The sequence below is a fragment of the Pseudalkalibacillus salsuginis genome (assembly GCF_021646685.1).
Taxonomy (GTDB): domain Bacteria; phylum Bacillota; class Bacilli; order Bacillales; family Fictibacillaceae; genus Pseudalkalibacillus; species Pseudalkalibacillus salsuginis.
This window is the reverse complement of sequence record NZ_JAKJHW010000001.1, coordinates 946,337-972,176: the sequence shown is the minus strand read 5'-3', so window position 1 is coordinate 972,176 and position 25,840 is coordinate 946,337. Positions and strand designations below refer to the sequence as shown.

The 25,840-nt window shown below is 42.1% G+C and carries 29 protein-coding genes and 1 pseudogene; 21 read left to right on the top strand and 9 right to left on the bottom strand.

Features of this window, described 5'->3' with window-relative positions:
- Nucleotides 1-380 precede the first annotated feature (380 nt).
- Nucleotides 381-1,904 (top strand): sodium-dependent transporter, encoded by a 1,524-nt coding sequence (locus tag L1611_RS04895; RefSeq protein WP_236311955.1) that lies wholly within the window; start codon nt 381-383, stop codon nt 1,902-1,904.
- The gene (locus tag L1611_RS04890) at nt 1,905-2,009 is read left to right on the top strand and encodes a methionine/alanine import family NSS transporter small subunit (RefSeq protein ID WP_236311954.1); all 105 of its coding nucleotides are present in this window, start codon (nt 1,905-1,907) and stop codon (nt 2,007-2,009) included.
- A gap of 249 nt (nt 2,010-2,258) precedes the next feature.
- Here the strand turns inward: L1611_RS04890 and L1611_RS04885 are convergent, their stop codons facing one another.
- Nucleotides 2,259-3,254 (bottom strand): M23 family metallopeptidase, encoded by a 996-nt coding sequence (locus tag L1611_RS04885; RefSeq protein ID WP_236311953.1) that lies wholly within the window; start codon nt 3,252-3,254, stop codon nt 2,259-2,261.
- Between the two features lie 215 nt (nt 3,255-3,469).
- Here L1611_RS04885 and lipA point away from each other — a divergent pair, with 215 nt between their 5' ends.
- Nucleotides 3,470-4,369 (top strand): lipoyl synthase, encoded by a 900-nt coding sequence (gene lipA, locus L1611_RS04880; protein WP_236311952.1) that lies wholly within the window; start codon nt 3,470-3,472, stop codon nt 4,367-4,369.
- A gap of 196 nt (nt 4,370-4,565) precedes the next feature.
- Here the strand turns inward: lipA and L1611_RS04875 are convergent, their stop codons facing one another.
- Nucleotides 4,566-5,180, bottom strand: coding sequence for a YhcN/YlaJ family sporulation lipoprotein (locus L1611_RS04875; RefSeq protein ID WP_236311951.1), 615 nt, complete (start codon nt 5,178-5,180; stop codon nt 4,566-4,568).
- 108 nt (nt 5,181-5,288) lie between these two features.
- Here L1611_RS04875 and L1611_RS04870 point away from each other — a divergent pair.
- Nucleotides 5,289-5,564: pseudogene (locus L1611_RS04870) on the top strand (YutD family protein); the annotation flags it as partial.
- A 106-nt stretch (nt 5,565-5,670) separates the two neighbouring features.
- On the opposite strand, the gene L1611_RS04865 reads toward L1611_RS04870, so the two are convergent.
- The 3 genes from L1611_RS04865 to glpX all read right to left on the bottom strand — a co-directional run bounded on the left by L1611_RS04865 (nt 5,671) and on the right by glpX (nt 7,773).
- Nucleotides 5,671-5,928, bottom strand: coding sequence for a hypothetical protein (locus L1611_RS04865; protein WP_236312043.1), 258 nt, complete (start codon nt 5,926-5,928; stop codon nt 5,671-5,673).
- Between the two features lie 589 nt (nt 5,929-6,517).
- Entirely contained in the window at nt 6,518-6,790 is a 273-nt protein-coding gene (locus tag L1611_RS04860) for a DUF3055 domain-containing protein (protein ID WP_236311950.1), read from the bottom strand.
- 14 nt (nt 6,791-6,804) lie between these two features.
- Nucleotides 6,805-7,773: a class II fructose-bisphosphatase gene (gene glpX / locus L1611_RS04855; protein ID WP_236311949.1), complete on the bottom strand. Its 969-nt coding sequence runs from the start codon at nt 7,771-7,773 to the stop codon at nt 6,805-6,807.
- 192 nt (nt 7,774-7,965) lie between these two features.
- Between glpX and L1611_RS04850 the strand changes: the two genes are divergently transcribed.
- From L1611_RS04850 to L1611_RS04840, 3 genes are all read left to right on the top strand, one after another.
- Entirely contained in the window at nt 7,966-9,249 is a 1,284-nt protein-coding gene (locus L1611_RS04850) for an EAL domain-containing protein (RefSeq protein ID WP_236311948.1), read from the top strand.
- A gap of 24 nt (nt 9,250-9,273) precedes the next feature.
- Nucleotides 9,274-9,723 carry a DUF86 domain-containing protein gene (locus L1611_RS04845; protein ID WP_236311947.1) on the top strand — a complete coding sequence of 150 codons (450 nt, stop codon included), beginning with the start codon at nt 9,274-9,276 and terminating at the stop codon, nt 9,721-9,723.
- 149 nt (nt 9,724-9,872) lie between these two features.
- Nucleotides 9,873-10,640 carry a TIGR01457 family HAD-type hydrolase gene (locus L1611_RS04840; protein ID WP_236311946.1) on the top strand — a complete coding sequence of 256 codons (768 nt, stop codon included), beginning with the start codon at nt 9,873-9,875 and terminating at the stop codon, nt 10,638-10,640.
- Between the two features lie 35 nt (nt 10,641-10,675).
- On the opposite strand, the gene L1611_RS04835 is transcribed toward L1611_RS04840, so the two are convergent.
- Complete coding sequence (locus L1611_RS04835; protein ID WP_236311945.1) at nt 10,676-11,182, bottom strand: phosphatidylglycerophosphatase A family protein; 507 nt, start codon at nt 11,180-11,182, stop codon at nt 10,676-10,678.
- A 264-nt stretch (nt 11,183-11,446) separates the two neighbouring features.
- On the opposite strand from L1611_RS04835, the gene yutH reads away from it, so the two are divergent.
- Both yutH and L1611_RS04825 read left to right on the top strand, forming a co-directional pair.
- Nucleotides 11,447-12,466 (top strand): spore coat putative kinase YutH, encoded by a 1,020-nt coding sequence (gene yutH, locus L1611_RS04830; protein ID WP_236311944.1) that lies wholly within the window; start codon nt 11,447-11,449, stop codon nt 12,464-12,466.
- Nucleotides 12,467-12,589: 123 nt separating this feature from the next.
- Nucleotides 12,590-13,564, top strand: coding sequence for a 2-hydroxyacid dehydrogenase (locus L1611_RS04825; protein WP_236311943.1), 975 nt, complete (start codon nt 12,590-12,592; stop codon nt 13,562-13,564).
- 70 nt (nt 13,565-13,634) lie between these two features.
- Here the strand turns inward: L1611_RS04825 and L1611_RS04820 are convergent, their stop codons facing one another.
- Nucleotides 13,635-13,856: a NifU family protein gene (locus L1611_RS04820; RefSeq protein ID WP_221566648.1), complete on the bottom strand. Its 222-nt coding sequence runs from the start codon at nt 13,854-13,856 to the stop codon at nt 13,635-13,637.
- A gap of 277 nt (nt 13,857-14,133) precedes the next feature.
- Complete coding sequence (locus L1611_RS04815; RefSeq protein WP_236311942.1) at nt 14,134-15,771, bottom strand: FAD-dependent oxidoreductase; 1,638 nt, start codon at nt 15,769-15,771, stop codon at nt 14,134-14,136.
- Between the two features lie 229 nt (nt 15,772-16,000).
- On the opposite strand from L1611_RS04815, the gene L1611_RS04810 reads away from it, so the two are divergent.
- The 7 genes from L1611_RS04810 to L1611_RS20620 all read left to right on the top strand — a co-directional run bounded on the left by L1611_RS04810 (nt 16,001) and on the right by L1611_RS20620 (nt 20,640).
- Complete coding sequence (locus tag L1611_RS04810) at nt 16,001-16,237, top strand: YuzB family protein (RefSeq protein WP_236311941.1); 237 nt, start codon at nt 16,001-16,003, stop codon at nt 16,235-16,237.
- A 554-nt stretch (nt 16,238-16,791) separates the two neighbouring features.
- A complete protein-coding gene (locus tag L1611_RS04805) occupies nt 16,792-18,009 on the top strand; it encodes a NupC/NupG family nucleoside CNT transporter (RefSeq protein ID WP_236311940.1) in 1,218 nt (405 codons plus the stop codon).
- Nucleotides 18,010-18,330: 321 nt separating this feature from the next.
- A complete protein-coding gene (locus L1611_RS04800; RefSeq protein WP_236311939.1) occupies nt 18,331-18,561 on the top strand; it encodes a hypothetical protein in 231 nt (76 codons plus the stop codon).
- A gap of 13 nt (nt 18,562-18,574) precedes the next feature.
- A complete protein-coding gene (gene dapF, locus L1611_RS04795) occupies nt 18,575-19,474 on the top strand; it encodes a diaminopimelate epimerase (protein WP_236311938.1) in 900 nt (299 codons plus the stop codon).
- A 50-nt stretch (nt 19,475-19,524) separates the two neighbouring features.
- Nucleotides 19,525-19,722 (top strand): aspartyl-phosphate phosphatase Spo0E family protein, encoded by a 198-nt coding sequence (locus tag L1611_RS04790; protein WP_225067533.1) that lies wholly within the window; start codon nt 19,525-19,527, stop codon nt 19,720-19,722.
- A gap of 57 nt (nt 19,723-19,779) precedes the next feature.
- On the top strand, nt 19,780-20,136 hold the full coding sequence (erpA, locus tag L1611_RS04785) for an iron-sulfur cluster insertion protein ErpA (protein WP_236311937.1): 357 nt from the start codon (nt 19,780-19,782) through the stop codon (nt 20,134-20,136).
- 372 nt (nt 20,137-20,508) lie between these two features.
- The gene (locus tag L1611_RS20620; protein ID WP_265738343.1) at nt 20,509-20,640 is read left to right on the top strand and encodes a hypothetical protein; all 132 of its coding nucleotides are present in this window, start codon (nt 20,509-20,511) and stop codon (nt 20,638-20,640) included.
- A gap of 149 nt (nt 20,641-20,789) precedes the next feature.
- Here L1611_RS20620 and L1611_RS04780 read toward each other — a convergent pair whose 3' ends face one another.
- The gene (locus L1611_RS04780; RefSeq protein WP_236311936.1) at nt 20,790-21,782 is read right to left on the bottom strand and encodes an NAD(P)/FAD-dependent oxidoreductase; all 993 of its coding nucleotides are present in this window, start codon (nt 21,780-21,782) and stop codon (nt 20,790-20,792) included.
- Between the two features lie 273 nt (nt 21,783-22,055).
- On the opposite strand from L1611_RS04780, the gene L1611_RS04775 reads away from it, so the two are divergent.
- The 5 genes from L1611_RS04775 (at nt 22,056) to L1611_RS04755 (ending at nt 25,800) form a co-directional block, all read left to right on the top strand.
- Nucleotides 22,056-23,255, top strand: coding sequence for an NAD(P)/FAD-dependent oxidoreductase (locus tag L1611_RS04775; protein WP_236311935.1), 1,200 nt, complete (start codon nt 22,056-22,058; stop codon nt 23,253-23,255).
- Nucleotides 23,256-23,472: 217 nt separating this feature from the next.
- Nucleotides 23,473-23,958 carry an NUDIX domain-containing protein gene (locus L1611_RS04770; protein WP_236311934.1) on the top strand — a complete coding sequence of 162 codons (486 nt, stop codon included), beginning with the start codon at nt 23,473-23,475 and terminating at the stop codon, nt 23,956-23,958.
- Nucleotides 23,959-24,098: 140 nt separating this feature from the next.
- A complete protein-coding gene (locus tag L1611_RS04765; RefSeq protein WP_236311933.1) occupies nt 24,099-24,236 on the top strand; it encodes a YuiA family protein in 138 nt (45 codons plus the stop codon).
- 117 nt (nt 24,237-24,353) lie between these two features.
- Nucleotides 24,354-24,677, top strand: coding sequence for a YuiB family protein (locus L1611_RS04760; protein ID WP_236311932.1), 324 nt, complete (start codon nt 24,354-24,356; stop codon nt 24,675-24,677).
- 427 nt (nt 24,678-25,104) lie between these two features.
- On the top strand, nt 25,105-25,800 hold the full coding sequence (locus tag L1611_RS04755) for a 3D domain-containing protein (RefSeq protein ID WP_236311931.1): 696 nt from the start codon (nt 25,105-25,107) through the stop codon (nt 25,798-25,800).
- Nucleotides 25,801-25,840 lie beyond the last annotated feature (40 nt).

Genomic DNA, 25,840 nt, shown 5'->3' with positions numbered 1-25,840 from the left:
ATTGTTGATTATCATTTACTAAGTTTCTTTTAGCGAAATCGTAACACTCCTGTGAAAAACGGATCAGGTGAAACCAGGTAAGCGAGGTGGCGAGTGATCGTCGCGGAAAGGCAATAAAGTCACAGAAATCAATAATGGAGATTAGTAAAAGGCTTGACTAAAAACTGGCACTTTTAGCAGTGCCAGTTTTTAGTATTTATGCAGTAGGTTTATACTATAATATGATTTGCAAAATTTGGATATAAATCACTAAAAATTCTAAGAATCTTTTGACATGGGCAAGCGTAATAGATATACTATAATCGAAAAAGTCAGAAAAAACGGAAGTTTTTTAAAAAGGGACTTTAGTCAGAAAAACAAATCAGAATGGGGGAGAATGTATGGAAAATCGAGCACAATGGGGCACGAGAGCTGGCTTTATATTAGCTGCTGTCGGGTCTGCAATCGGTCTCGGAAACATCTGGCGTTTTCCGGCAGTAGCCTATGACAATGGCGGAGGGGCCTTCTTTATTCCTTATCTAATCGCATTATTGACAGCCGGAATCCCACTATTGGTCATGGAGTTCACCATGGGCCACAAGTACCGGGGCTCTGCGCCGCTTACTTACCACCGTATGAATAAAAAGTACGAGTGGATCGGGTGGTGGCAAGTATTCATTTCTTTTGTCATTTCAACTTATTATGCCGTCATCATCGCTTGGGCAATATCCTATTCCATTTTTGCTTTAAATCTTAAATGGGGCGATGATACAGAAGGATTCTTGTTCTCGGAATATTTGAATTTAAGTGCGCCGGGTGAAGTAGGAAGCTTGGTACCAGGGGTATTCATTCCATTATTAATTGTTTGGGTCATAACTTTGGGCGTATTATTCAAAGGGGTTAAGAAAGGTATTGAAGCAGCCAACAAAATCTTCATTCCTGCACTAGTGGTATTATTCTTGATCATTGTCATCAGAGCGATTACATTACCAGGGGCTGGAACGGGTCTGGAAGCATTCTTCAAACCGAACTTTGATGCAATCTGGGATGGCAGTGTCTGGGTTGCCGCTTATGGACAGATTTTCTTCAGTTTGTCGATTGCATTCGCAATCATGATCACCTATTCCAGTTACCTGCCGAAAAAATCAGATATTACAAACAATGCATTCATTACCGGATTCAGCAACTCAGGATTTGAACTTTTAGCAGGGATCGGAGTATTCAGTGCTCTTGGGTTCATGGCGGTGACAGCTAATGTACCTGTGAATGAAGTTGTGACAGGCGGGGTCGGCCTTGCATTCGTCGTTTTCCCTCAAATCATCAACCAATTTCCAGCGTTTAATGAATTATTCGGGTTCTTGTTCTTTGCCTCATTAGTCCTTGCAGGTCTATCATCATTGATCTCTATCGTTGAAACGTATGTAGCTGGATTTTCGGAGAAATTTGGAACTTCACGCGCAAAGGCTGTTTTTGTAGGTGGAGGTCTTGCGGCTTTAGTATCGATTCTTTTTGCTACTCAAGGCGGCCTGTTCTTCCTTGATGCAGCAGACTACTTCATCAACCAATTCGGTATCGCACTTGTAGGATTAGTCGAAGTAGTCGCAGTTGCATGGTTCTTGAAGAAACTTAACGATTTCCAGGGGCATTCGAATGAAATTTCAGATATCCGCCTTGGCGGCTGGTGGAAGATAAGTTTAGGCATCATCACTCCACTTATTTTAGGATACATGATGTTCCAACTTTTCAAACAGAACCTGATGAGGCAATTCCCAACAGAGACTGGAAACTATGAAGGGTATTCTAACTTCTTCATTTTCTATTCCGGATGGGCTGTTGCAATCGGAGCTGTAATCGTCGGAATCCTCTTCTCATTAAAGAAGTGGAATAAAAATACTTCTCTTGAGTCTGAAAAGGAGGTTAACTAAATGTCTGGTGGAGCGATTACTATGATGGTCATCGGAATAGTTGTCCTTTGGGGAGGTTTAGCAGCAAGCATTACTAATGCGGTAAAGTCTTCTAAACAAAAATAATAAGGAAAGGATGAGCTGGTTCTAACCAAGCTCATCCTTTTTTTCTCTTGCACGTTAAGAAAGTATAAAATTTTTGTGCAGTGCAGGAATGTCCAGTTCCAACGCCAGTCCTCCTGCGGCGGTCTGCACATTGAACTACTTAAGAAGTTACCCACGCAGAACCGAACTTTGTTTGGTTCGAGCCTCCTCGTTGGACTTCCAGTGACCTTCGTGGTTGACCAGGGCGTTTATGCTTTTTTGAACGCGTCTTTATCTTTTTTTGTTTCTGATACGGTCTTGACGTTCCCATGCTTTCAGGTATGGATAAGGATCGAAGGACCACTCGTTATAGCCGTTGTCACGGTACATTCCATAATGTAAATGCGGAGGGAATTTCCCAGCCGTGCCTGGCGGTCCGTACCCTGAACTTCCTACATACCCGATTGTTTGCCCAGGTTTGACAACCGAACCTTTACCGATTCCCTTTTCGAATCCTTTTAAATGGGCGTAATAATGGTAAACGTTGTTCAAATCACGAATTCCCACTCGCCATCCCCCAAAACGATTCCAGCCCGCAATTTCTACAATACCATAGGTTGTTGCTCTGACAGGTACTCCATAACCAGCAAAAATATCGGTCCCTTCATGGATGCGAAGCCCACCGAATCCGCGACGATCACCCCAGGTGTTTTTAAAACTGTAATTCGACCTGATCGGTACAGGGAATGCTCGGTCATCGAGACTAAGAGTCTGATACTCCCTGAAGACTTTCGCGATTCCGAGGATGATATCGACCGTTTTATCCCGATGGTAGTAATCCCACAACCCGATTTTAATATTTTCTTCATCAAAGCCGTATGCGTGAAGATAATTGGCGAACGTATAAAGTACGTCCTCATCATTGTTCCGGTCCGCTTTTCCATCATTATTGCCATCAAGGCCAATACCGCCAAACAGTGAAATGGATGATGCATCCGAGTCGTCCAAATTAGGATTCAAAGGTCCAACCCATTGTATTGGTGAATAATAGATCCCAATCAAGCCTTCTTCTTTGGGAAGATCTTTTTGGGCACGCCGGATCGACCGTTCAAATTGGTCTACTGCAGCCAAATAATACCACGGAATCGATGTAAGAGCCTCCATCTTATGATAGAGCGCATAACGCTCAACATCTTCCTTTTGATATGTTTTCTTCGCTTCAGCTTTTTCAGTTGTACATATGCTCAGACCTATTATGAAAATGAGTAACATTACAAATTTTTTCATACAGGGAGTTCAGTCCTTTCCTGTATCTTTTCATAATGTTAGTTTGTATTGAAAAAGGCAAATAATGATTATCAAATCTTGGAAAACAGACGAATGCTTGGATAATGGAACTTCATTAAACAATATGATACAGTAGAAAGGTATTAGATCAACGCATCAGAGTAGTGCCACTCAATGCCGGAATCTTAAACTAATCCAATATTGGAGTGAGTTAGATGGCGAAAAAAGAAGAACATATTCGAAAGCCCGAATGGCTTAAGATCAAATTAAATACAAACGAAAATTACACTGGACTGAAAAAGATGATGCGCGAGAAAAACTTACATACAGTTTGTGAAGAAGCCCGTTGTCCGAACATCCACGAATGCTGGGCAGTCCGTAAAACAGCTACCTTCATGATCCTTGGTGATGTATGTACGCGTGCTTGCCGGTTCTGTGCTGTCAAGACTGGTTTGCCAAATGAATTGGATTTGAAAGAACCTGAACGTGTTGCTGAATCTGTAAAATTAATGGGCCTTAAGCATGCTGTCATCACAGCAGTCGCAAGGGATGATTTAAAAGACGGAGGAGCAGGTGTATATGCTGAAACTGTGCGTGCCGTACGTCGTGCAAACCCTTTCTGTACAGTAGAGGTGCTTCCTTCTGATATGATGGGTAGATATGAAAACTTGAAGACATTGATGGATGCCCGTCCAGATATCCTGAACCATAATATTGAGACTGTGGAAAGATTGACGCCAAGAGTCCGTGCGCGTGCGACGTATGAACGCTCATTGGAATTCTTACGCCGTGCAAAAGAAATGCAGCCGGATATCCCGACAAAATCCAGTATAATGGTAGGGCTTGGCGAAACAAAGGAAGAGATCATACAGACGATGGACGACCTCCGAGCGAACAATGTTGACATCATGACAATAGGACAATACCTCCAACCTACCAGGAAACACCTGAAGGTTCAGAAGTATTATCACCCGGATGAGTTTACAGAGCTTAAAGAAATCGCTATGTCAAAAGGTTTCAGCCATTGTGAATCCGGACCGTTAGTACGTTCATCTTACCATGCTGACGAACAAGTAAATGCAGCATCGAAACAACGACAAAAAGAAGCAAAATAAGGATAAAATACTAAAAATGAGGCTTGACCGGTCAATATGACCCGGTGCAGGCCTCATTTTAATCTTTAAAAACCAAATGATCTCGACAACTCGTGGTCAAACGCTGAAAAACAAAAATTACCCCGACAACTCAAAGATTATCTCGGGAACGATTGCCGAAGAAAAGTGACCCAAATCGGGGTACTTATCATCTTGCTCATCTCATTCCCTCTGACATTCCATCGCCTTCTAATTCACCATCTTTATTCGGATCTGTATATCCTTGCGGCGATTTTTTCATTTCTTTTATCAGACCGTCGATGCTCCGCTTAACGTTAGCTGACGTTTCATCCATATTTTTATATCGTTCAATGTCTTCGAAAAGAGTCGTATCATCGGAAACGTACACATGGAACCAGCGTGGCACCACTGACATCGCGGACCTTTTAACTATATCAGCAGCCCGATTCCGGTCATCCGTTTTGGCATCATAGACAATAAGTACTTTATCACTTGTGACGAGAGTTGCCGAATCCCTGATTATACGATTCTGCATGATTATCCTCGAAATTGTGTCTGAAAGGATTTTCTTATCAATTTGTGGCGCGCTGCCGAAGTTCCTACGATCATCGCTCGGACTTTGGATGCGAGTATAGCCGAAGTCATCCATAGCCTCCGTTGGCGTTTTTCCTGGGGTTCCCGCGCGATCCTTAACATCGGCGGTAGGATTCAATCCATTCCCGTTTGCACCATCGTAATCACCTTTATCCATCCCGCAAGCTTGTAGGATGAGCATTGTGAATGTAAGTCCAGCTATCATGAATTTTTTCATTAACTGTCACCTCCTACCTATAGATTTTGCTGTAGCTTTTATGGTTATACTGCCAGAACTTGTACATCTACCCATAAATCATGATAAAATAGAACTGTGAATGGAGTGATGAAATTGGTTTGCGTGAATGGAATCAATTATGAGGTTATTAAGGAGTTTCGAGATGGATGGAACGAGGAAGAATTCACATCCAGATATAGCGAAATTTTACATAAATACGATTATATTGTTGGTGATTGGGGTTATAACCAACTTCGGTTACGCGGCTTTTTTGAGGACAACAGCGATAAAGCGAATTATGAAACGAAATTCAGTTCAGTACCTGAATATCTGTTGGAATTTTGTAATTTCGGTTGTCCTTATTTCATCGTAAAAAAAGTCAAGGCGAGTGAACCTAAAAAAGAGTCGAGGAAATCTTTGGACAAAAAAGAGATGAATAAAGCAGAAAAAGGGAGCTGACGTAATGTCAGCCCCTTTTTCGTTATTGATTTTAGTAATCCGTATATGGCGGTTCAGTTTCCCGATCTGGATCACTATGCACAGGATGTGCCCCTGGGAATTGCCGTGGAATGTCTTGATGAAGGGTTTTGTTCTCATAGTTGAAAGCACTGTAAGGACGCTGGTCTTCATCAAACGGCGTCGTTTTGCCTAACTTGGTATTGATGGGAGAGCCATAAGGACCCTCAGGTAAGTCCTCAGGTAAGACGAATTTATGCATCGTCTCTACATTCGAGAAATCAGTGTACATTTCATTCTCTTTTCGAAAACCTCTTCTTCTTGCCAAAGGACACCACTCCTTCTAGGCTTTAGGATAGGGGACTTCTATCCTTTATTATATTGCCCTCTGGAGTGGGTTATTACTGAAGTTAAAAACTTACAAAATACATAAAGAAATGCCAATGGATAAGATTTTCATTGAGAAATCAGGCCTCAAAGTTGTACAATCAGAGGTTTTTCTTTATTTGAAAAAGAAAAAAATCGCTCTAATGGGCGATTTTTTCAGAGACGAAAAAGGGTAAGTTTTTGGTTGCAGTGAAGTAATGTCTACCTCCATTGCCAACCACTATCGCGTTTTCAGGGTATCATGAGGCCTCCATGAGTACCTCAAAATTGCTTTTTAGCGTTTTCAGGGTATCATGAGGCCTCCATGAGTACCTCAAAATTGCCTTTTCGCGTTTTCAGGGTCTCATAAGGCTTCCATGAGTACCTCAAAATTGCTTTTCCGTGACACATTGATTTTAGTCGAAGGGTTCACCCACGCAGTTTTGTTTGGTTCGAGCTTCCTCGTCAACCTTACAGTGATCTTCGTGAGTAAATCAGTGAGCTTGCTTTTTTCTTTAAGAAAATACCTCTTCTTCTAAAAACTCTCGAAGCTCTTGCGCATCCTCTTCGTTCAAATTGAAGGCGTGTTCCAAATAGCCTGGCTCATCAAGGTCATCACGGCCGATAATTCCAAAGCGGCCGCCTTGTATATCCAAAATGAGTGATTTCCCGTAGTGGTGATCTGTTTTCGTAATTGCGAGATCGAAGCGTTGATTTTCTCCCATGAAACTTACGAACCGTGTTTTCGTTTCTTCAACATCGTCATATAAAAAGAATCGTTCTGACACCTTATCCTCAACTCCTATTCCATCACTAAGTTCGGTTTATGGTCCAGGTGATGCTGTGCTTTTATTGATCGAATGGTCTTGGTCTTTGCTCTCATCACGAGGGAATCTGTTTCGACATAATCACCTGATAGGAAACGTACTCCTTCCAATAGTTCCCCGCTGCTTACCCCGGTTGCTGCGAAGATGGCATCATCCCCACGGACAAGGTCATCTAATTGTAAGAGCTGTGTTGGGTCTTCCAACCCCATACGGATGCATCGAGCACGCTCTTCATCATTGTATGGAACTAAACGTGCCTGCATATCTCCACCAAGACATTTGATCGCTGCAGCAGAGATGACGCCTTCTGGTGCGCCGCCTGTTCCAATGAACAGATCAATACCAGTGTTCGGAAGAGCGGCTGCGATAGCAGCGCCAACATCACCGTCTCCAAACAGTGTAACACGGGCACCCTTTTTACGGATACGATCAATCAGTTCATCATGTCTCAATCGTTCTTGAATGATCACAGTAAGGTCATGCAGGCGCTTATCATTTGCCTCAGCTACAATATCCATTGTTTTTTCAATTGGATCTGACAAACTTACTTTCCCTGCCGCTGCTTTCCCGACCACAAGCTTTTCCATGTACATATCAGGTGCATGCAATAAACATCCTCGATCTGCTATGGCAATGACAGCCATAGCATTAGGATGCCCTTTTGCGACGATGTTCGTGCCTTCCAACGGATCAACAGCGATATCGACTTCCGGTCCAAGGCCTGTACCAACTTCTTCTCCGATGTATAACATAGGTGCTTCATCCAGTTCCCCTTCACCGATTACGACAGTCCCTTTTAAGTTGACTGAATCAAACATAGCTCTCATGGCTGTTGTGGCAGCATGATCCGCTTCATTTTTCAATCCTCTGCCCATCCATTGTGCTGAAGCGATTGCGGCAGACTCTGTTACTCGAACAATTTCTAAAGCTAATTCGCGATCCAATATTGGTCCCCCTAGTTCTTTTGTATTAATGTTTCATACTAAATTCCCTAAAATAAATATTCGTATAACATGTTGTTCTTATTATGATAACAAGTTATTGTCGAATAGAAAAATATTTCGCTGATAGTAAGAATTTTCAAATATTTATGGTACACTTAATGGACTATGGTTCAACCTCTGAGGTGATATAATTTGCAGAATCCACGAAAGGATTGGCTATATTTTTGGAGGCACCTGTTTGCTCCTAACCAAAGTCTGCGGTTTTTCCCGCCTCACTTCTGGTTGCGTAATCCTGTCACACCGATTTTAAAAAAATCATATCGTAGCAATCGAATGCATGTCGTAATTGTATTTGACGTCCAGACCTATAAGCATCAAATTGAACAATTCGGGATGGCATATGTCCAACAATTTGAGAAGGATGTACGCATCTTGTTTAAGAAGGTGGTTTGCGATACAGTCAAAGACGAAGAGATTTTGTTTTTACAGCAATATTGGGGTGACGATATCGTACTGCTGCTGTCATTGCCACAAGAGAGCAATGTCATCCATATGATTGAGAAATACATAGAAAATATCAAGGTCAACATCAATGAGCATTTTTTTGCCTATGATCAAGAAGATGAAGATAGCTTCCAAACCGGTTATATGGTGTTGGAAGCCCATACAGACCAACCGTTCCATTCATTTTTGAATGCCTATCAAAAAGCGCTGGTCATGGCGAAAAAGGGTGTCGGGGCAAAATACAACCAAATGGTCCATGAAATCAGAGGAATCATTCAAAAAGAGAACATTTCCCTGTACTCACAACCGATTGTCAATGTCCATCAATTAGATGTGATGGCGTGGGAGGTGTTGACAAGAGGTCCAGAACATACCGCCTATGAGCATCCTCTACATCTCTTCAGTATGGCCAGACAGACGAATATGCTTTATCTATTGGAATTGCTGGTGATCAAAAAAGCTCTGCAAAAAATGAGGGGACAGGATGCGATTTTCATAAATGTCACCCCTCAAACGATCGCACATAAACACTTTATCAATGATCTGGATGAAATTCTACAAGACCATGTACATATCAACCCAGCACAAATTGTCTTTGAAATAACAGAAAGTGAATCTGTGGAACGGTATAGCCACCTGTCAAAAACGATTGAAGACCTTCGTAAGCGGAAGATCAGGATCGCTCTGGATGATACAGGAGCAGGGTATGCAAGTTTAAACTCGATTTCTTTCCTTCGCCCTGATATTATTAAAGTGGATCGTTCCTTAATTGAAAATATCAATGGGAACAAGCTGAAGGAGTCAATGCTGCAGGGGCTGATCCATATTGCACGGGAAGCGAACGCGCAAATTGTAGCAGAGGGTATCGAGACAGCGGAGGAAGCACAGGTCATCAAACGGAATGGTGTCCATTTGGTACAAGGCTTTTTTTACGCACGGCCAAGACTGATCCCGACTCCGACGGCGGGTTAATGCTTTAAGAAGTTAGGTGATAGGATGTATTTTGTCGACCGCAAGAAAATTGAAGTACTGTTGCGTTTCATGAATGATCGGCTTGATGCCCTTCAATCTGAGGAGTTTGGGGAAACGATGAAAGACCAGTTGTTCCTTGAACGGATCAGCCATATGGTAATTGAAACGATCATAGATGTGGGGAATAAGATGATCGATGGCTTCATTATGCGAGACCCTGGAAGTTACGAAGATATCATCGACATTTTGGAAGATGAAAAGGTCGTCACTAGTGAAGATGCAGAAAGCTTAAAACAAGTCATCGCATTACGTAAAATGCTTGTACAAACATACACAGAGGTTGATCATAAGGAAGTTGAACATGTATTAGGTGCCAATTTGAAGGCTTTGAACAATTTTCCAGGTCAGGTACGAAGGTATTTGACAGAGGAATTGGGTCCTGTATCAGCATTTTTACCAAATGGAGACTCTTAACAGAAACATATAGCTGCCTATAATGGGCGGCTTTTTTTAGTATAGAAAAACGCATGTTCCAGAACCTTTTTGCAACATCTTTCACAATGTTCCGTGGTATCCTACAATAAGATAAAATAAATTCATCGTATTTGAGGAAGTGGAAAGTAATGAAATATGAAGGGTATTTGATTGATCTGGACGGCACGATGTACAAAGGAAAGGAACGTATAGAAGAAGCGGTAGAGTTTGTGAAACAGCTTGAAAAAGAGGGTATACCCTACCTGTTTATCACAAACAATTCAGCGAGCACACGTCAACAAGTAACCGAAAGACTTCAGAATTTCGATGTTCCAGTAACACCGGACCACGTGTTTACGTCATCAATGGCGATTGCTGAATTTATGAAGCAAGATAAATTAGGGAAGCGTGTTTTCATGATCGGAGAAGTTGGTCTTCAGGAAGCAATTGAAAGGAACGGTTTTGAATTCGTCGAGGAGGATGCCGATTACGTCGTTATGGGGATCGACCGGAGGCTTACCTATCAAAAATTGGAGCGCGCTTGTTTGGAAGTACGGAAGGGTGCACGTTTCCTTTCTACAAATAAAGATGTGGCTTTTCCGACTGACAGGGGACTGGTACCAGGTAATGGCGCATTGACTTCAGTCGTGGCTGTCTCCACAGGGAAAGATCCGATTTTTGTCGGGAAGCCCGAGCCGATCATCATGGATATGGCAATGACAAAAATGGACTTGCCTAAGGAAAAGGTCCTTATGATCGGGGACAATTATCTGACGGATATTTTAGCAGGTATGAGGGCTGGAATCGACACTCTCCTTGTCTTTACTGGCGTCACCACCACACTTGAAGACATTCCACCCGAAGAAAGACCGACTCATACAATAGAGTCATTAGATTTATGGGATATCCATCTATAATAGGAGGAGAGCAGAGTCGAAGAGGGAAATCAACTCTACTCTGTATTAGCGGTTCTATGGGCCAGTCTGCTGGATGCAGCCGCTGCTATGGCACCTACGATATCGTCTAAGAACGTATGGCATTTTCCAGAGGATTTGTCATTCAATATCTTTAAGATTCCTGGCTTCTGTTTATCAATATATCCGTAATTCGTAAATCCGATCGATCCATAAATATTCACAATTGAAAGAGCGATTACTTCATCCACACCGTAAAGTCCTTCGTCCTTTTTCAAAATTTGAAGTAAAGGCTCTTCAATCATGTTTTTTTCAGCGAGTATGTCGAGTTGAATTCCTGTTAAAATTGCATTTTGTACTTCACGCTTGGCGAGGACACGATCAACATTATATTTACAAATCTCAATATCAAGATCTGTATGGTATTGGCATTGCAGAAGGTACACAAGTTCTGCTATATCATTTTCCGTCACTCCACGATCCCACAGCCATTGGCGAGCTTTGATCTCGAGTACATCTTGTTTATCTGAATGGTTTTCTGTCATAGTCTGATCCCCAATCTTTTCAATTTAAACATTGGCTCCATGAAGGACTATCGTTGATTTAAGAGGCTAGAGACTCCGGAAGGTTAGGTGAAAGGTGATTGTATATCCTATGTCAGATCCTTTGGCGTCCGTCCCTAGTTAAGTTTTCTTAGTATATGGTGTTTAGGTTATGTTATGAACAAAATCAAAAATTGCGTTTAAATGATAAACACTCCCTCCATCTGTTTCATAAACTGCTAATACATGGGAGGGGAGTGAAAGCATTTGTTAGAGCGCGAAATATACCACCACTATAGCTTATATGTCGATCATCGAACTCGTATTGGGGGATATGAGGGATTTCGTGCACATGATCGTTATTATGTGTTGGTGCCAATGAATGATGGCAATTATCTAATGTTGCAGGATATGCAGGCCATCATGTCTTATTTATATGAAAAAGGAGAGAAAGACCTGCCAGTCTGGGTGACGAACCAAAGAGGAAAAGTGGTTTCTAGAGTCGAAGGACAGGATATGATTCTCTTTGAACTTCCGAAATTCGAACGGTCGGAGCGAGGATCGATCGGTAAACAGTTGGGCAAATTCCATAAAGCTGGAGAACAGTTTCCGGTGACGAATGAAGAACTGATTCGTTACAACAAATGGATAGAATTATGGACCTCACGACTTGATCAATTGAAAGAACATTACGATGCCATCAATCAAAGCGGACCTTCAAGTGAGTTCGAGCTTCTGTTCTACGAATCGTTTCCTTACTATGAGGGCTTGACGGAGAATGCGATCCAGTACATTGTTGATTATGAGTGGGATCGTAATGGCAAAGAGGAAGGTAGTTATACGATCACACATGAACGATTTCATTCTGGATCATGGATTCCGATCAAACAAGATGATAACCTATTCATGAAATTACCGCTTCATTTGGTCATCGATCACCCAGTCCGGGATGTGGCAGAATATGTCCGCTATCTGGTAACACAGCAAGCGAAAGGGGATGTGATTTCGGAATTCCTCAATGATTATACCGAAGAAAAGCCCTTAACAAGAGGAGGGTGGCGTCTTTTATATGGGCGGTTATTGTATCCTGCATCTTATTTTGATGTTGTGGAGACATATTTTAATGCTGCAAGAGCCCATCAGAGAGACGGCTTAGTGGATCTTTTGAAATACGTGGTATCCTCTGAGGAAAATCATGAGTCCTTTATGAAGAACTTTTTCAATATCAGTGCACTTCCAAGGGATGTCGTTCAGATCGAGCCTGTTGGATGGTTGGCAAAGTCATAGTGACAGGAGGGGGTATGCTGGGGTCAGGCGTTTGCAAGTGTATGCTTGTCAGGAGCCAGGCACTTATGCACTCCTTCCTATACATATCGAACAAAAACGATGAATGAGGAGAGTGGGACAAAAATGGACAACCCTTATGTTTTCATCACAAGGAAAGTTCCGGAAGATACGATCGCACCAATAAGAGAAGTAGCAGACGTTAAAATGTGGGATTCTGAAGATATCCCTGTTCCGAGAGAGGTTTTGTTGGAAGAGGCGGAGGCCGCAACAGCTATTTACTCCATCCTTTCCGATAAAATAGATCGAGAGTTATTAGAGAGAGCAAAAAATTTAAAAGTAGTCGGGAACCTTGCTGTCGGTTATGACAATGTCGATGTGGAAGCAGCGACAGAACATGGCGTTATCGTTTGTAACACACCAGATGTACTGACCGATACGACAGCAGATTTGGCTTTCGCTCTTCTGATGGCGACGGCTCGCCGGATACCAGAAGCACAACAATATATTAAAGATGGAAAATGGGATAACTGGAGTCCTTTATTATTAGCTGGGCAAGACGTTCATCACAAAATCCTCGGGATTGTCGGTATGGGGCGGATCGGGGAAATAGTAGCGAAAAGGGCAACTGGTTTTGAGATGGATATTCTGTATCATAACCGTTCACGGAATGAAAAAGCGGAAAACGAATTCGGTGCTGTGCATGTTTCATTTGACAGACTCGTGGAGACTGCAGATTATGTTCTAAATTTGACCCCATTGACACCAGAAACAGCAGGCATGTTCAATCGAGATGTTTTCAACAAGATGAAGAAGAATGCAATTTTTCTCAATGTTGGTAGAGGAGGAGCGGTTGTAGAAGAAGATTTGGTTGCAGCCATCGTTCAGGGGGAAATTGCCGGGGCTGGATTAGACGTTTTTGAAAAAGAACCCATTCCAGAGGATCACCCATTAATGCAGTTTCAGAATGTTGTCTGCCTGCCTCACATAGGGAGTGCGAGTGTGGAAACAAGGAAAGCGATGTGCAGTTTGACCGCACGTAATATCAGGGCAGTATTGCGTGGTGAAAAGCCAGAAGCAGCAGTGAACTGGAATGAATGATCAAAGAAAAAGAGCGGATCTCCTTTGTCCGCTCTTCCGTTTTATAAGTCAGCACCTAAGCATTTTTTGTTTAAAATACTTGTTCTAATTCAGTTACACCAGGAACCTCTTCAAGCAATGCACGCTCGATACCTGCTTTTAATGTAATGGTTGAACTTGGGCAGCTTCCGCATGCTCCCATCAGTCGAACTTTGACGATTCCGTCTTCGATATCTACCAGCTCAACGTCACCACCATCACGAAGCAGGAAAGGTCGTAATTTATCAAGTACCTCTTCAACTTGTTCACGCATAAATATCTACCCCTTTCTTAATCTTTATTATAATCATTTTCATGAAAAAATGCTATTGTTAAAAGCTGTTCATCCTCATTTTTTATCGTAGCACATTTAAAAAGTGTATGAAATAAGCAGTATGAAGGATTTTGGCAGATTCGGCCAGGTGCTGCCCTTTTCTCAATTACCCTTCCTTAAATAATAATAATCGATGTAAATATACAATGAAATATCTGTAAAGTGAAAGGGCTATCCCAAAGTGTAAGATACAAAGGGGACAGCCCTGAGGTAAGGTTTAATTTGTATGATATTTGTACATCCATAGAATGCCGGATTTCAAAAGCCTTGGGACACGGCCAGTCAGAGCCGTTCCTTTCATCATACCGAAACCGTGTTTTTTACCAAGTGAACCTAGCACACCTTTAAGCTTGATCTTAGGGAGGTCCTCAAGTGGTTCATCCTTCCAAATCTTCAGCAGGACTTCCACGATTTGATCTCCCTGACCTTCAGCGAGCTGGGCACTTGGTGCATGAGGCAAGCTTGCGCAATCGCCTACCACAAAGACATGTTGATCATCCGGAAGATGGTGGTGTGGTGATAAGACGACACGGCCGGCATCATCTTTTTCTACATCTAGTTCCCGTACAAGACGGTTCGGTTGGATTCCAGCGGTCCAGACAATTGCATCACAAGGAATCGATTCCTCATTGTTATATAAAATATTCGGTTCAACACGTGTTATATTGGATCTGTTGACGATCTCCACACCGTGATCGATGAACCACTTCTGGACGTAATTGCTCAGGCGCCTAGGAAAGGTAGAAAGGATTGTTTCACCGCGGTCAAAAAGCTTGATCGACAAATCCGGGCGGCTTTCGCGAAGTTCACTGGCGAGTTCAACACCGCTCAAGCCTGCACCGACTACGCCGACTACACCTTTAGGCGGCAGATTGTTCAGTTTTTGATAGGTTTCACGTGATTTATCGATTGTCTGTATGCTTAAAGTATGGTCGGGTGCACCAGGGACACCGTGATATTTATCCTCACATCCTAAACCGATGATGAGGTCATCATATTCAAGCGAATCATCATCCTCAAATTCAATTTTCTTGTTGTTCAGATCGATATTTGTCACCTCGCCGTACTTGACAATGACACGAGGGTCTTCTGGAAAACTGACCCGGATGTGATGATCTGAAATTGTACCCGCTGCAAGAGCGTAGTATTCTGTTTTTAGACAATGGTACGGCAGACGGTCTACTAATGTGATCTGAATGTCTTCTGGAAGCTTAGAGTCAAGCAATCCATGGATGATTTTCATTCCACCGTATCCAGCACCTAAGATAACGAGTCTTTTCATTCTGTCATTTCCCCTTTTTTCATGAAATCCTTCTATGCTGACTTCCAATAATGTCATGACCCGCTGAATCAAAGATTCCTTCGTGTCGTCGATGCGTGAGGTCGACAAAACATAATGGAAATGGCTGTTACAAACATGGGCACATGAAGTCAAGTCAATGTGTGAACTTATTTCACCTCTCGTGCTTCCCCTGTTAAGAATCGTCCCCCAATGCTTGATAAGAGGGCTTTCTTCTTTCATTACAGTTGCCCAGAGATCTTTCGTGAAATTCGAATCGAGATCATAATACGTTAAGAGATGACGGACTAAAACCTCCATTTGTTTTTGGTAGGGTTGTGAAAAAATATACCCTTTTTCGAGAAAAATACTCAGAGTATGAAGGCGTTCTTCAGCAAAATGCTGCATTAAATCCTCTTTTGAAGGGAAATAATTGAAAAACGTACCTTTTGCAATATTAGCTCTGTCAGTTATTTCCTTGACGCTTGTATGGGCATATCCTTTTTCATAGAAAAGTTCCAATGCAGCTTTCACGATGTTTTCTTCTGTGTAATTCCTTTTTTTGTTACGGTTCACTTCAAGCTGCATCTCCTTTATATGTTAAAAAAGAAATAGGCCATATACCTGTACGAAATAGGGATATGAATACCCGATTATCCAAGCAAATGACCGTGGTCATCTGTAGTATAACGAAAATGTGACAAATCTACAACACTTATCTATAAAATGATGTTGACAAGCCACGTATGTTGACGGAATTCAGTGTAAGGATGTAGGATAAGGATGGAAAGAAAGGTGGTTGAAAATGAGGCCAATCATCGAATTTTGTGTCAGCAATCTGGCTAACGGATCTCAACGTGCAAGGGAAGTACTTGAACAAGATTCGAATCTCGATGTTATTGAATATGGTTGTCTCGGGAACTGTGGACAATGCTTTCGATCACCGTACGCATTAGTGAACGGTGAATACGTTCCAGGTGAAACACCTGAGGAACTTGTCGACAATGTTTATCAATATTTAGAAGATAACCCGATGTTTTAACGGGTGTTAATAGATATCCGGAAAAGATCTCTTTCAATTGGAAGAGGTCTTTTTTTAAAGGATAAGAAAGTTTTTTGGTTACGGTGAAGTGTCTAGCTCCACCGCCCAACCACTTGGATCACTTCAGTCCTCCTGGGCGGTCGACACATTGATTTAGTTCGAAGCGTTTACCCACGCAGAACCGAACTTTGTTTGGTTCGAACCCCTCGTCGGACTTCCAGTGACCTTCGTGGTTAAACAGGGCGCTTGCACTTTTCATGTGTCAGGAATACGACTTCAAGCGAAAGTGTTTAACGAACAAGTATGGATATATATGGACTAGAGGGGAAATATAACCGTATATCCTGCCCATGCTCGAAAAACTTTTGTAACAAAAAACGGGTTAACGCTTTGCTATTTACGGGTACAAAACAATGGTGGAACATAAGGAAAAAAATGCCCTCTTGTAATTTTGTCGAATTCTGTTACATTGATATTGGCGAAACGTTAGATGTCAGACGACTAAATAGAAAGCGTTTTCGATTTCAATACAATACATTAGGGGAGTGAACGTTATGCAATATGTGTGGGGGATCGTCGGTATTTTAACGATCTTGCTCATTGCGTTTCTAGTGTCGAATAATAAAAGGAAAATTCGACTGCGAACAGTTTTAGGGGGTCTGGCAATCCAGATTGGGTTTGCACTGATTGTTATGGAATGGAATGCTGGTAAAGCTGCATTACAAAAGGTCTCCATGGTTGTACAAAACATCGTGAACAACGCAAACGAAGGAATTGAATTCCTGTTCGGAGGTCTTGTTGCAGAAGACAGTGGCCTTGGATTCATTTTTGCGTTCCAAGTATTGACGATCATCATCTTCTTCTCATCTTTAATTGCAGTACTTTATTATCTAGGAATCATGCAATGGATCATCCGTTTGATTGGTGGAGCTATTTCGGCCCTGCTAGGTACAAGTAAAGCAGAATCACTTTCAGCAACTGCCAACATTTTCGTTGGACAAACTGAAGCACCATTGGTTATTCGTCCTTACTTACCACGAATGACACAATCAGAGCTTTTCGCTGTCATGGTCGGTGGACTTGCTTCGGTCGCTGGATCCGTATTGATTGGATACAGCTTGCTTGGTGTACCGCTAGAATACTTGTTAGCTGCAAGTTTCATGGCTGCTCCAGCTGGATTAGTGATGGCGAAAATCATCTTGCCTGAAACAGAAAAATCGGAAACTACAGACGAAATCAAAATGGAAAAAGACGTTGAAGCAGTCAATGTGATTGATGCTGCAGCTCGCGGGGCTTCTGATGGATTAAAGCTTGCATTGAATGTAGGAGCGATGTTGCTTGCGTTCATCGCGTTGATCGCAATGTTAAACGGCTTGCTTGGTTGGATCGGTGGATTCTTCGGATATGGCCAGCTATCTCTTGAATTGATTCTTGGGTATGTTTTCGCGCCATTTGCATTCATCGTCGGCGTACCTTGGGAAGAGGCAGTCCGTGCAGGAAACTTCATTGGTCAAAAGCTTGTGCTGAATGAATTTGTTGCATACTCTGCGTTCGCTCCTGAGATTCCTGAACTAAGTGCTAAGACTGTAGCAATCGTCAGTTTTGCGCTTTGTGGATTTGCAAACTTATCATCTCTTGCGATTTTACTTGGTGGTCTTGGTGGGATTGCGCCAAACCGTCGATCTGACATCGCAAGACTTGGCATAAAAGCCATCATTGCTGGTTCACTTGCAAACATGTTGAGTGCAGCAATCGCAGGCATGTTGATCTGATGATTTTAAGAACCAGTTAGCTCCTCGTTTCATGCGGGGGGCTTTTTCTTTATATCTACGTACACTTTCTGGACCTATGGCTGAAATATTCTGAAATATACAGTAATTATTAGGATTATCCTTATACCATATGGATGTAGTTGTGTTTTTTGGTAAAATGCACCTATATTGGATGGCAGACTGTCGAACATTGGTCCCTGACTGCTATAGACATTATTGTAGTAAGATGTGATGTTGTTGTTGCGGTAGGAAGTATTCATTGTCATTCCGTGAAAAGCTGATTATACTAATAAAACAAAGAGAAAGAGCAGGGGGAAAATCATGTCTTCTTTCAGGTACACATGGCCTTATGAACGAATGATGAAAGATATCTATATCCAACAGTGTCCTTATTGCGGCAAGGAAAATATATTGACGAATTTAAAAGACGAAGACCTTCAAAATGCAAAAGAAGGCTTTCGAACATATTTGATCATGCCCTGTTGCCATACGAAAATGACGATCCTTAAAGCTGATGATGACTATTTTTGGACGACAGAACAATTGCGATGATGGAGGAAGCTTAATGATACAATTCAATTTTACGAAAATGCACGGACTAGGGAACAATTACATCTATGTCAATTTGTTTGAAGAATCACTTCCAGAAGCGAGACTTTCGTCGATCGCAATTTCTGTCTCCGATCAGAATACAGGAATCGGCTCTGATGGACTGATTTTGATCGGTCCATCCGATCGTGCTGATGTCCTCATGCGTATTTTTAATAACGATGGATCTGAAGCGAAGAATTGCGGCAACGGATTGCGATGTGTCGCTAAATACGTTTATGAACATCATCTCGTCGAGGAAGAACATTTTACGATTGAAACACTCGGCGGTATTGTACAAGCTCAGGTTCTTTCAGAAGAGGAAAAGGTTCATCAGGTAACGATCAATATGGGAAAACCGAGGCTAAAACGCTCGGATCTTCCTATGATCGGTACGGGCAATCCTGATGATCATGTTTTACGAGAAAAAATGGTAGTCCTGAACCAACATCTTGAGCTTACGGGCGTATCGATGGGAAATCCGCATGCCGTCTTTTTTATTGAGGACATTGAAACAGCACCTGTCCTTACTGTTGGGCCTGTTGTAGAAAAGTCGGAAAATTTTCCAGAAGGTGTTAATGTTGAGTTTGTCGAAATGATTGGTGAAAAGGAAATGCACTTTCGTGTTTGGGAAAGAGGTTCTGGTGTCACCCAGGCATGTGGAACTGGCGCATGTGCAGCAGTGGTGGCTGCAGTCTTGAACGGAAAAGCAAAACGGGATGATGAAGTCATTGTCCATTTAGCGGGTGGAGATTTGCGCATAACATGGACTGATGGTGGTGATGTATTGATGAGTGGGCCGGCCGTCACCATTTGTGAAGGAACTTACTATTATGGAAGTACGGATTTCAAAAAACAAAAGGACAGTACGATATAACCGGAAAGTACACCTTTTTGTTCCAGTGTATATTTTAGGGGTGGTGGCGTATGATTAAGACATCGAAATCGATATTGTTCAAAAAATATAATGAGCAAATTGAGTGCCTCCGTAGTGAAATGATCCGTACCGCTCGAGTATTAGGTTTGAATCACCCGAAAGTATTATATTATAGTCGAGAAATAGATCGCCGTCATAATGATTTGATCCGATTGAAGGAAGATGGCATTACAGGCCTGGATGGTTGAGGTTCAATAGAAGGCGCTGTATACTAAAGTATAGAGTTATGAAAGGAGTGATCCAGAATGATTATTACAATCACAGAAGCTGCTGCAGATCAAATCAAACAGATGATGGCTGCTGAAGAAGGAGATAACCTCTATCTTCGTGTTGGAATCCAAGGCGGGGGTTGTAGTGGCCTTTCATATGGCATGGGATTTGATAGTGAAGTTCAAGACACGGATACGAAATTTGAGCAACATGGCATAGGTGTAGTCGTCGATTCAGATAGTAAGAAGGCTTTAGAAGGTACGACCATCGATTATAAACAAAACATGATGGGTGGCGGTTTCACGATCGACAACCCGAATGCGATCGCTTCATGCGGATGTGGAACGTCATTCAAGACAGCAACGAATGAAGGAACTCCGGAAGAATGCTGATATAAGGATAACGAGCTGGTGCCAATATGGTGCCAGCTTTTTTGAAGGATAAAAAAGTATATAAAAATTTGGTTACGGTGAATTGATCTCCAGCTCCACCGCCCAACCACTTGGATCACTTCAGTCCTCCTGCGGCGGTCGACACATTGATTTAGGTCGAAGTGTTACCCACGCAGAACCGAACTTGGTTTGGTTCGAGCCTCCTCGTCGGACATTCAGTGACCTTCGTGGCTGATCAGGGCATTTGCGCTTTTCTTTATTGAATCCCATCAATTTAAAGTTGTTTATGCTACCTAAAACTCTATTTTCAAATCTGTAATAAAAATCAGGAGGTTTCGGTCATACTAACAGAAAAAGGAGATGACTGGAACAGTGGCGGAAAGGACAGATGACAAGTCGACACGCGATCGGAAACTCATGAACGCCAACTATATGGTGTATGCAGTCATATTAGGCGTCCCTTTACTAGGGTTATTAATATATTTGATGTACTATCTCATGTAGCATCGGTGCCAGGTACATTCATAGAAGTCAAGCGTAGCAAGGCTTCCAAAATGGTGCCTGGCACCTCCTAGAAAGCCTGTCATATCAACGTTCATTTTTGGTGCCTGGCACGTAAAAAGACTTCGGCTTGGTTTGGCCGAAGTCTTTTCTTAAAACAGGCTTGTGCTGTGCATGGGTTGTACTTTCGCGTTCGGATCGATGTATGCTTTCGCGTTGTTAATGGCGGTCGGCGCTTCACCGAAGCCCGTTGCGATCAATTTGACCTTTCCGTCGTACGTACAGATATCACCAGCTGCATAAATGCCAGGTACATTCGTTTCCATACGGGAGTTAACGACGATGGAATTCTTTAGAATTTCAAGTCCCCATTCTTTGATTGGTCCGAGTGATGAGATGAAACCATAGTTTACGATAAGTGAATCACATTCGATCTCTTCTTCGTTCTCACCTTTACTTTCTTTCAAAACCACTTTGTTGACAACATGCTCATCGCCAATGATTTCTTTGACTTGATATGGAGTCTTAATATTGACTTTGGAATTCATAAGTTGTTCGACACTATGCTCGTGTGCTCTGAACTTTTCACGACGATGAGTCAAGGTTACCTCTTGCGCAATTGGTTCGAGCATGTTAGCCCAATCTACAGCAGAATCTCCACCACCGCATACAACAACCTTCTGACCAGCGAATGCATTCAGATCATTTACGAAGTAGTGTAGGTTTTTCCCTTCATAGCTTTTCGCATTTTCATGCTCCAAGCGCCTTGGTTGGAATGCCCCTACACCTGCCGTAATAATGACAGCTTTTGTATAATGGACATCTTTATCGGTTGTAAGCTTGAAATTCTTATCGTCCATCCTTTCAACCTTTTGGACCGATTGTTCTAGCGCAACTGTCGGATTGAACTGAAATGCTTGCTCTTTCAAATTATTAACGAGATCTTGTGCGAGAACCTTCGGAAACCCTGCCACATCATATATGTATTTTTCAGGGTAAAGCGCTGATAATTGTCCTCCCAACTGAGGCATACTTTCGATGATTTTTACCTTTAGCTGTCTCATGCCTCCGTAAAATGCGGTGAATAATCCTGTCGGTCCTCCACCTATGATCGTAACGTCATAGACATCGTGTTGCTCGGTCATATCATTCTACACCCCCGGTTATCTGTTTGTACCCATTATAACCTTTAATAATCGATTTAGAAAAGGGGGAGTAATAGTTAGGATCGTAAAAAAGTTCCGGCTATGGGTTGAAAAAAAACTAAAAAAGGTCTAAGATTGACCGTGGGACAAATTCGTCTAAAATGTGACATATTACGCAATAGTACGTGAAATGTGTAACAAACTTTTGGGAAAAATCTATAAATAGTATGATTGTCCAAAATCACACACTACTTGAAGAAGAGGTGGAGAGAAATGAGCAGACCAAAAATCGTCATTCTTGGTGCCGGATATGGCGGAATAATGACAGCAACTCGTCTCACGAAAGAACTTGGGATGAACGAAGCGGAAATCACGCTAGTCAACAAACATAATTACCACTACCAAACAACTTGGTTGCATGAGCCTGCCGCAGGTACATTGCACCACGATCGTACACGTATGCCGATAAAAGACGTCATTGACTCGAATCGTATCAATTTCGTCCAAGATACTGTTATTTCTATCGATGACAACACAAAGACTGTCAAATTGGAGAACGGCGAGCTTAGTTACGATTATCTCGTCATTGGACTTGGTTTCGAGTCTGAAACGTTCGGAATCCCTGGTGTCAAGGACCATGCGTTCAATATCCGAAGCGTGGACACTGTTCGTAAAATCCGTGAACACATCGAATATCAATTCGCCAGCTACAATAATGAGCCGAATCCATCTGACAGTATGCTTACAATCGTAGTTGCCGGAGCCGGGTTCACTGGAATCGAATTTATTGGAGAGATGGCTGACCGTATCCCTGAGCTTTGCACAGAATTTGATGTTCCTCGTGAAAAAGTACGTCTGATCTGTGCTGAAGCAGCTCCGACTGTACTTCCAGGTTTTGATGAAGAGCTTGTTGAATACGCGGTTAACCTTCTTGAAAGCAAAGGTGTCGAGTTCATGCTTGGTACACCGATTAAAGAAGTGACAGCAGACGGGGTTGTATTGGAAGAAGAGGAAATCAAAGCTGATACGATCGTTTGGACGACTGGAATTCGTGGGAATTCCATCGTTGAGAACTCTGGTTTTGAAACGATGCGCGGCCGGATCAAGGTTGAAGGTGACCTTCGTGCCCCTGGTAAAGACCATGTTTTCATCGTCGGTGACTGTGCATTGATCATAAATGAAGAGATCAATCGCCCATACCCGCCAACAGCACAGATTGCGATCCAACAAGCATTCACGGTTGGCCGTAACTTGAAAGCGCTGATTAATGGTACCAAGACAGAGACTTTCGTACCAGAAATTAAAGGTACAGTTGCTTCATTGGGTAAAGGGGAAGCAATCGGTAAAGTAGGGAATAAGAAGCTTTATGGGGCAACAGCTGCTGCGATGAAGAAAATCATCGACAACCGCTACTTGTTCTTATTAGGTGGAATCCCACTAGTTGTGAAAAAAGGTAAACTTAAGTTATTTTAATATTTGATACAATAGGGTGAAGCTGTTTGAAAAACAGCTTTGCTCTTTTTTATTTTGTTTTCTAAAATTTGTTGCTAATTGAATAGAGATAAGGAAATGAAAACCGGAAAATATGCCTTAATAGACAATAAAGCAGCTTCGCGAGGTCAGTGGCAGACCGCATTTTTTGAATTCGAAATTGATATATTACATATAAAAAGGGAAGGGGAGGGATTTTGTGAAAAGGAAAAGAGGGAATGTTTGGTTGGCAGTTGCTGGGATCGTTAACTATAACGATCAATGGTTAGTGGTAAAAAAGAAATATGGTGGCTTGACTGGTAAGTGGTCATTTCCTGCTGGGTTTGTTGATGAAGGCGAAACAGTGGATGAAGCGGTTAAACGTGAAATTTTAGAAGAAACAGGGATTGAAGCGGAGATTATTGGGGTACTTGGAATCCGATCAGGCGTCATCAAGGAACAGATCAGCGATAACATGATCATCTTTCAAATGGAGGCAGTAGGTGGGGTGCTCAAGGCTCAAGAAAGTGAGATCGGGGAAGTAGCTTTCCGGTCTGAAAACGAGCTGTTGAACGACCCGGATTCTTCCCTTATGATTCAATTTTTTCTTGGGAAAAGCCATGATTTGAGCGGTTTTTCAACACATGATTTGGACCCGGGAACACAATTTGGATATACGAATTATAAAATTTTCAATTTGCGTTAAAAAAGTCCGAAAAACATATGAAGGATGAGCATTAAACCGTTGTATACGTTTACATGACAGCATATAGCCAAATATCAGATTTTTCAAAAAACTTATCAGATGATATATTATCTGAAAATTTATAAAAAGAGGTGACAACCATGAAAAAGGAGCAAAAGAATCGTAATCCTCAATCTGCAACATGCCAATATTGCAAAGGAATGGGATATTTCCAATTACTGCTCGGTGGATCTGAGACATGTGACCATTGCGGCGGCAGTGGAAAAAAACACAATTAATAGTTATGACAGGTTTTTGAACATGAGTAATTTTATTTAATGGACCCCTTTCGCTAGCATTGACTCTATTGGTTTAAATAAAGTAAACTAGTCAATGGATATAAAGGGGTGACCATTATGCCGTTAACTATTCCAACGCTGATCATTTCCATGCTTTTGTTCATGGTTTTGTTTTTTGGAATCGGCTTTCTACTCAATATGCTTCTAAGAATGACCTGGGTGATGGCTGTCATCTACCCGATCGTCGTGGTCATGATCGTCGATGATGTAAGTTTGACAGAGTATTTCACTGCACCAGCTTCTTCATTTCCAGAGCTTACGAATAGCATTGTTCAATTGCACTTTTCTGATATATTGGTTCTATTATTCGGTTTACTCGGCGCTATTCTTTCTGGAGTTTCGATCAAAATGCTTAGAGTCAGAGGCTATCAAATGTTCTAGAAGTCATAATTTCTTAAAAATAAAACTTGGTGAAGCCAAGCCTGTGGCGACGGCTGAACCTTAGCTGCACTTATGCTGGAGAAAGTGTTTATACTTTCTAATACTGTAAACAAGGGGACTGACCCAAAGCATCGTCCACAGGACGGTTGTTTAGGTGAGTCCCCTTTTTGGTTGCGGTGAAAGAATGTCCAGCTCCAACCCCTAACCAGGGCGTTGCGCTTTTCTTTTTATGTACCAGGCACCTGAAATAAAGCCTGTTATATCAAGGTTTCTGAGCGGTGCCAGGCACCGATTTGGAAGCGTTGGTGCTATTGGCTTTCATTTCGGTGCCTGGCACCAAAACAAAGTGAATATTCAGATAAATGCTTCCTCTCATGAATACTTTCTGGTGATTTTGGAAAGTATTAGGCATGAGAGGAGTGAAGAGATGCAGTTTACAAAAACAATCCTGAAACGCTCTCTTATGTGTTGCTTGTTCATCCTGGCCCTGTTCATGACAATTGGAAAGCTCTCCGGAGTAGAGGCTTCAGGATTAATGGGTTTATCAAATCAAAAAGAAATCTCTATAAACCTAGAAGCAGTGGAACATATGAAAAAAAGAACAGCTATGATGTTCAAGTCGTTATTCAACACGAAAACACCATTATTGATCGCATCCAATACGATTGCCAAAGAGAGTTCTCTTGAAGCAATGGTAGATACAGAACGATACCCTACAGTGGAAGTCGTGGCTACCGGATATACCGCGGGTGTTGAATCGACAGGTAAAACGGAGGCTCATCCGGCTTATGGAATAACAAAATCAGGTGTTAAAGTACGGCGCGATTTATATTCTACAATCGCAGCTGATACCTCTATATTCCCGATCGGCAGTATCCTATTCATCCCTGGATATGGATATGGTGTGGTGGCTGATACAGGATCGGCCATTAAAAACAAGAAGATCGACCTTTATTACGAGGAAGTAAAGGATGTATTCGAAAAGTGGGGAAAGAAGACGTTAGAAGTCTATATCATAAAAAAGGGGAATGGCTCCCTGACAGAACAAGAGTTGACCGAATTGAATGAGCAAAAGTCCATGCAAGTATTCCGTCAACAGCTGTTTCCGCCCAAAGGTACTTAATGATCCCATATGAAAAAGAGGACTGACCCGGACATCCATC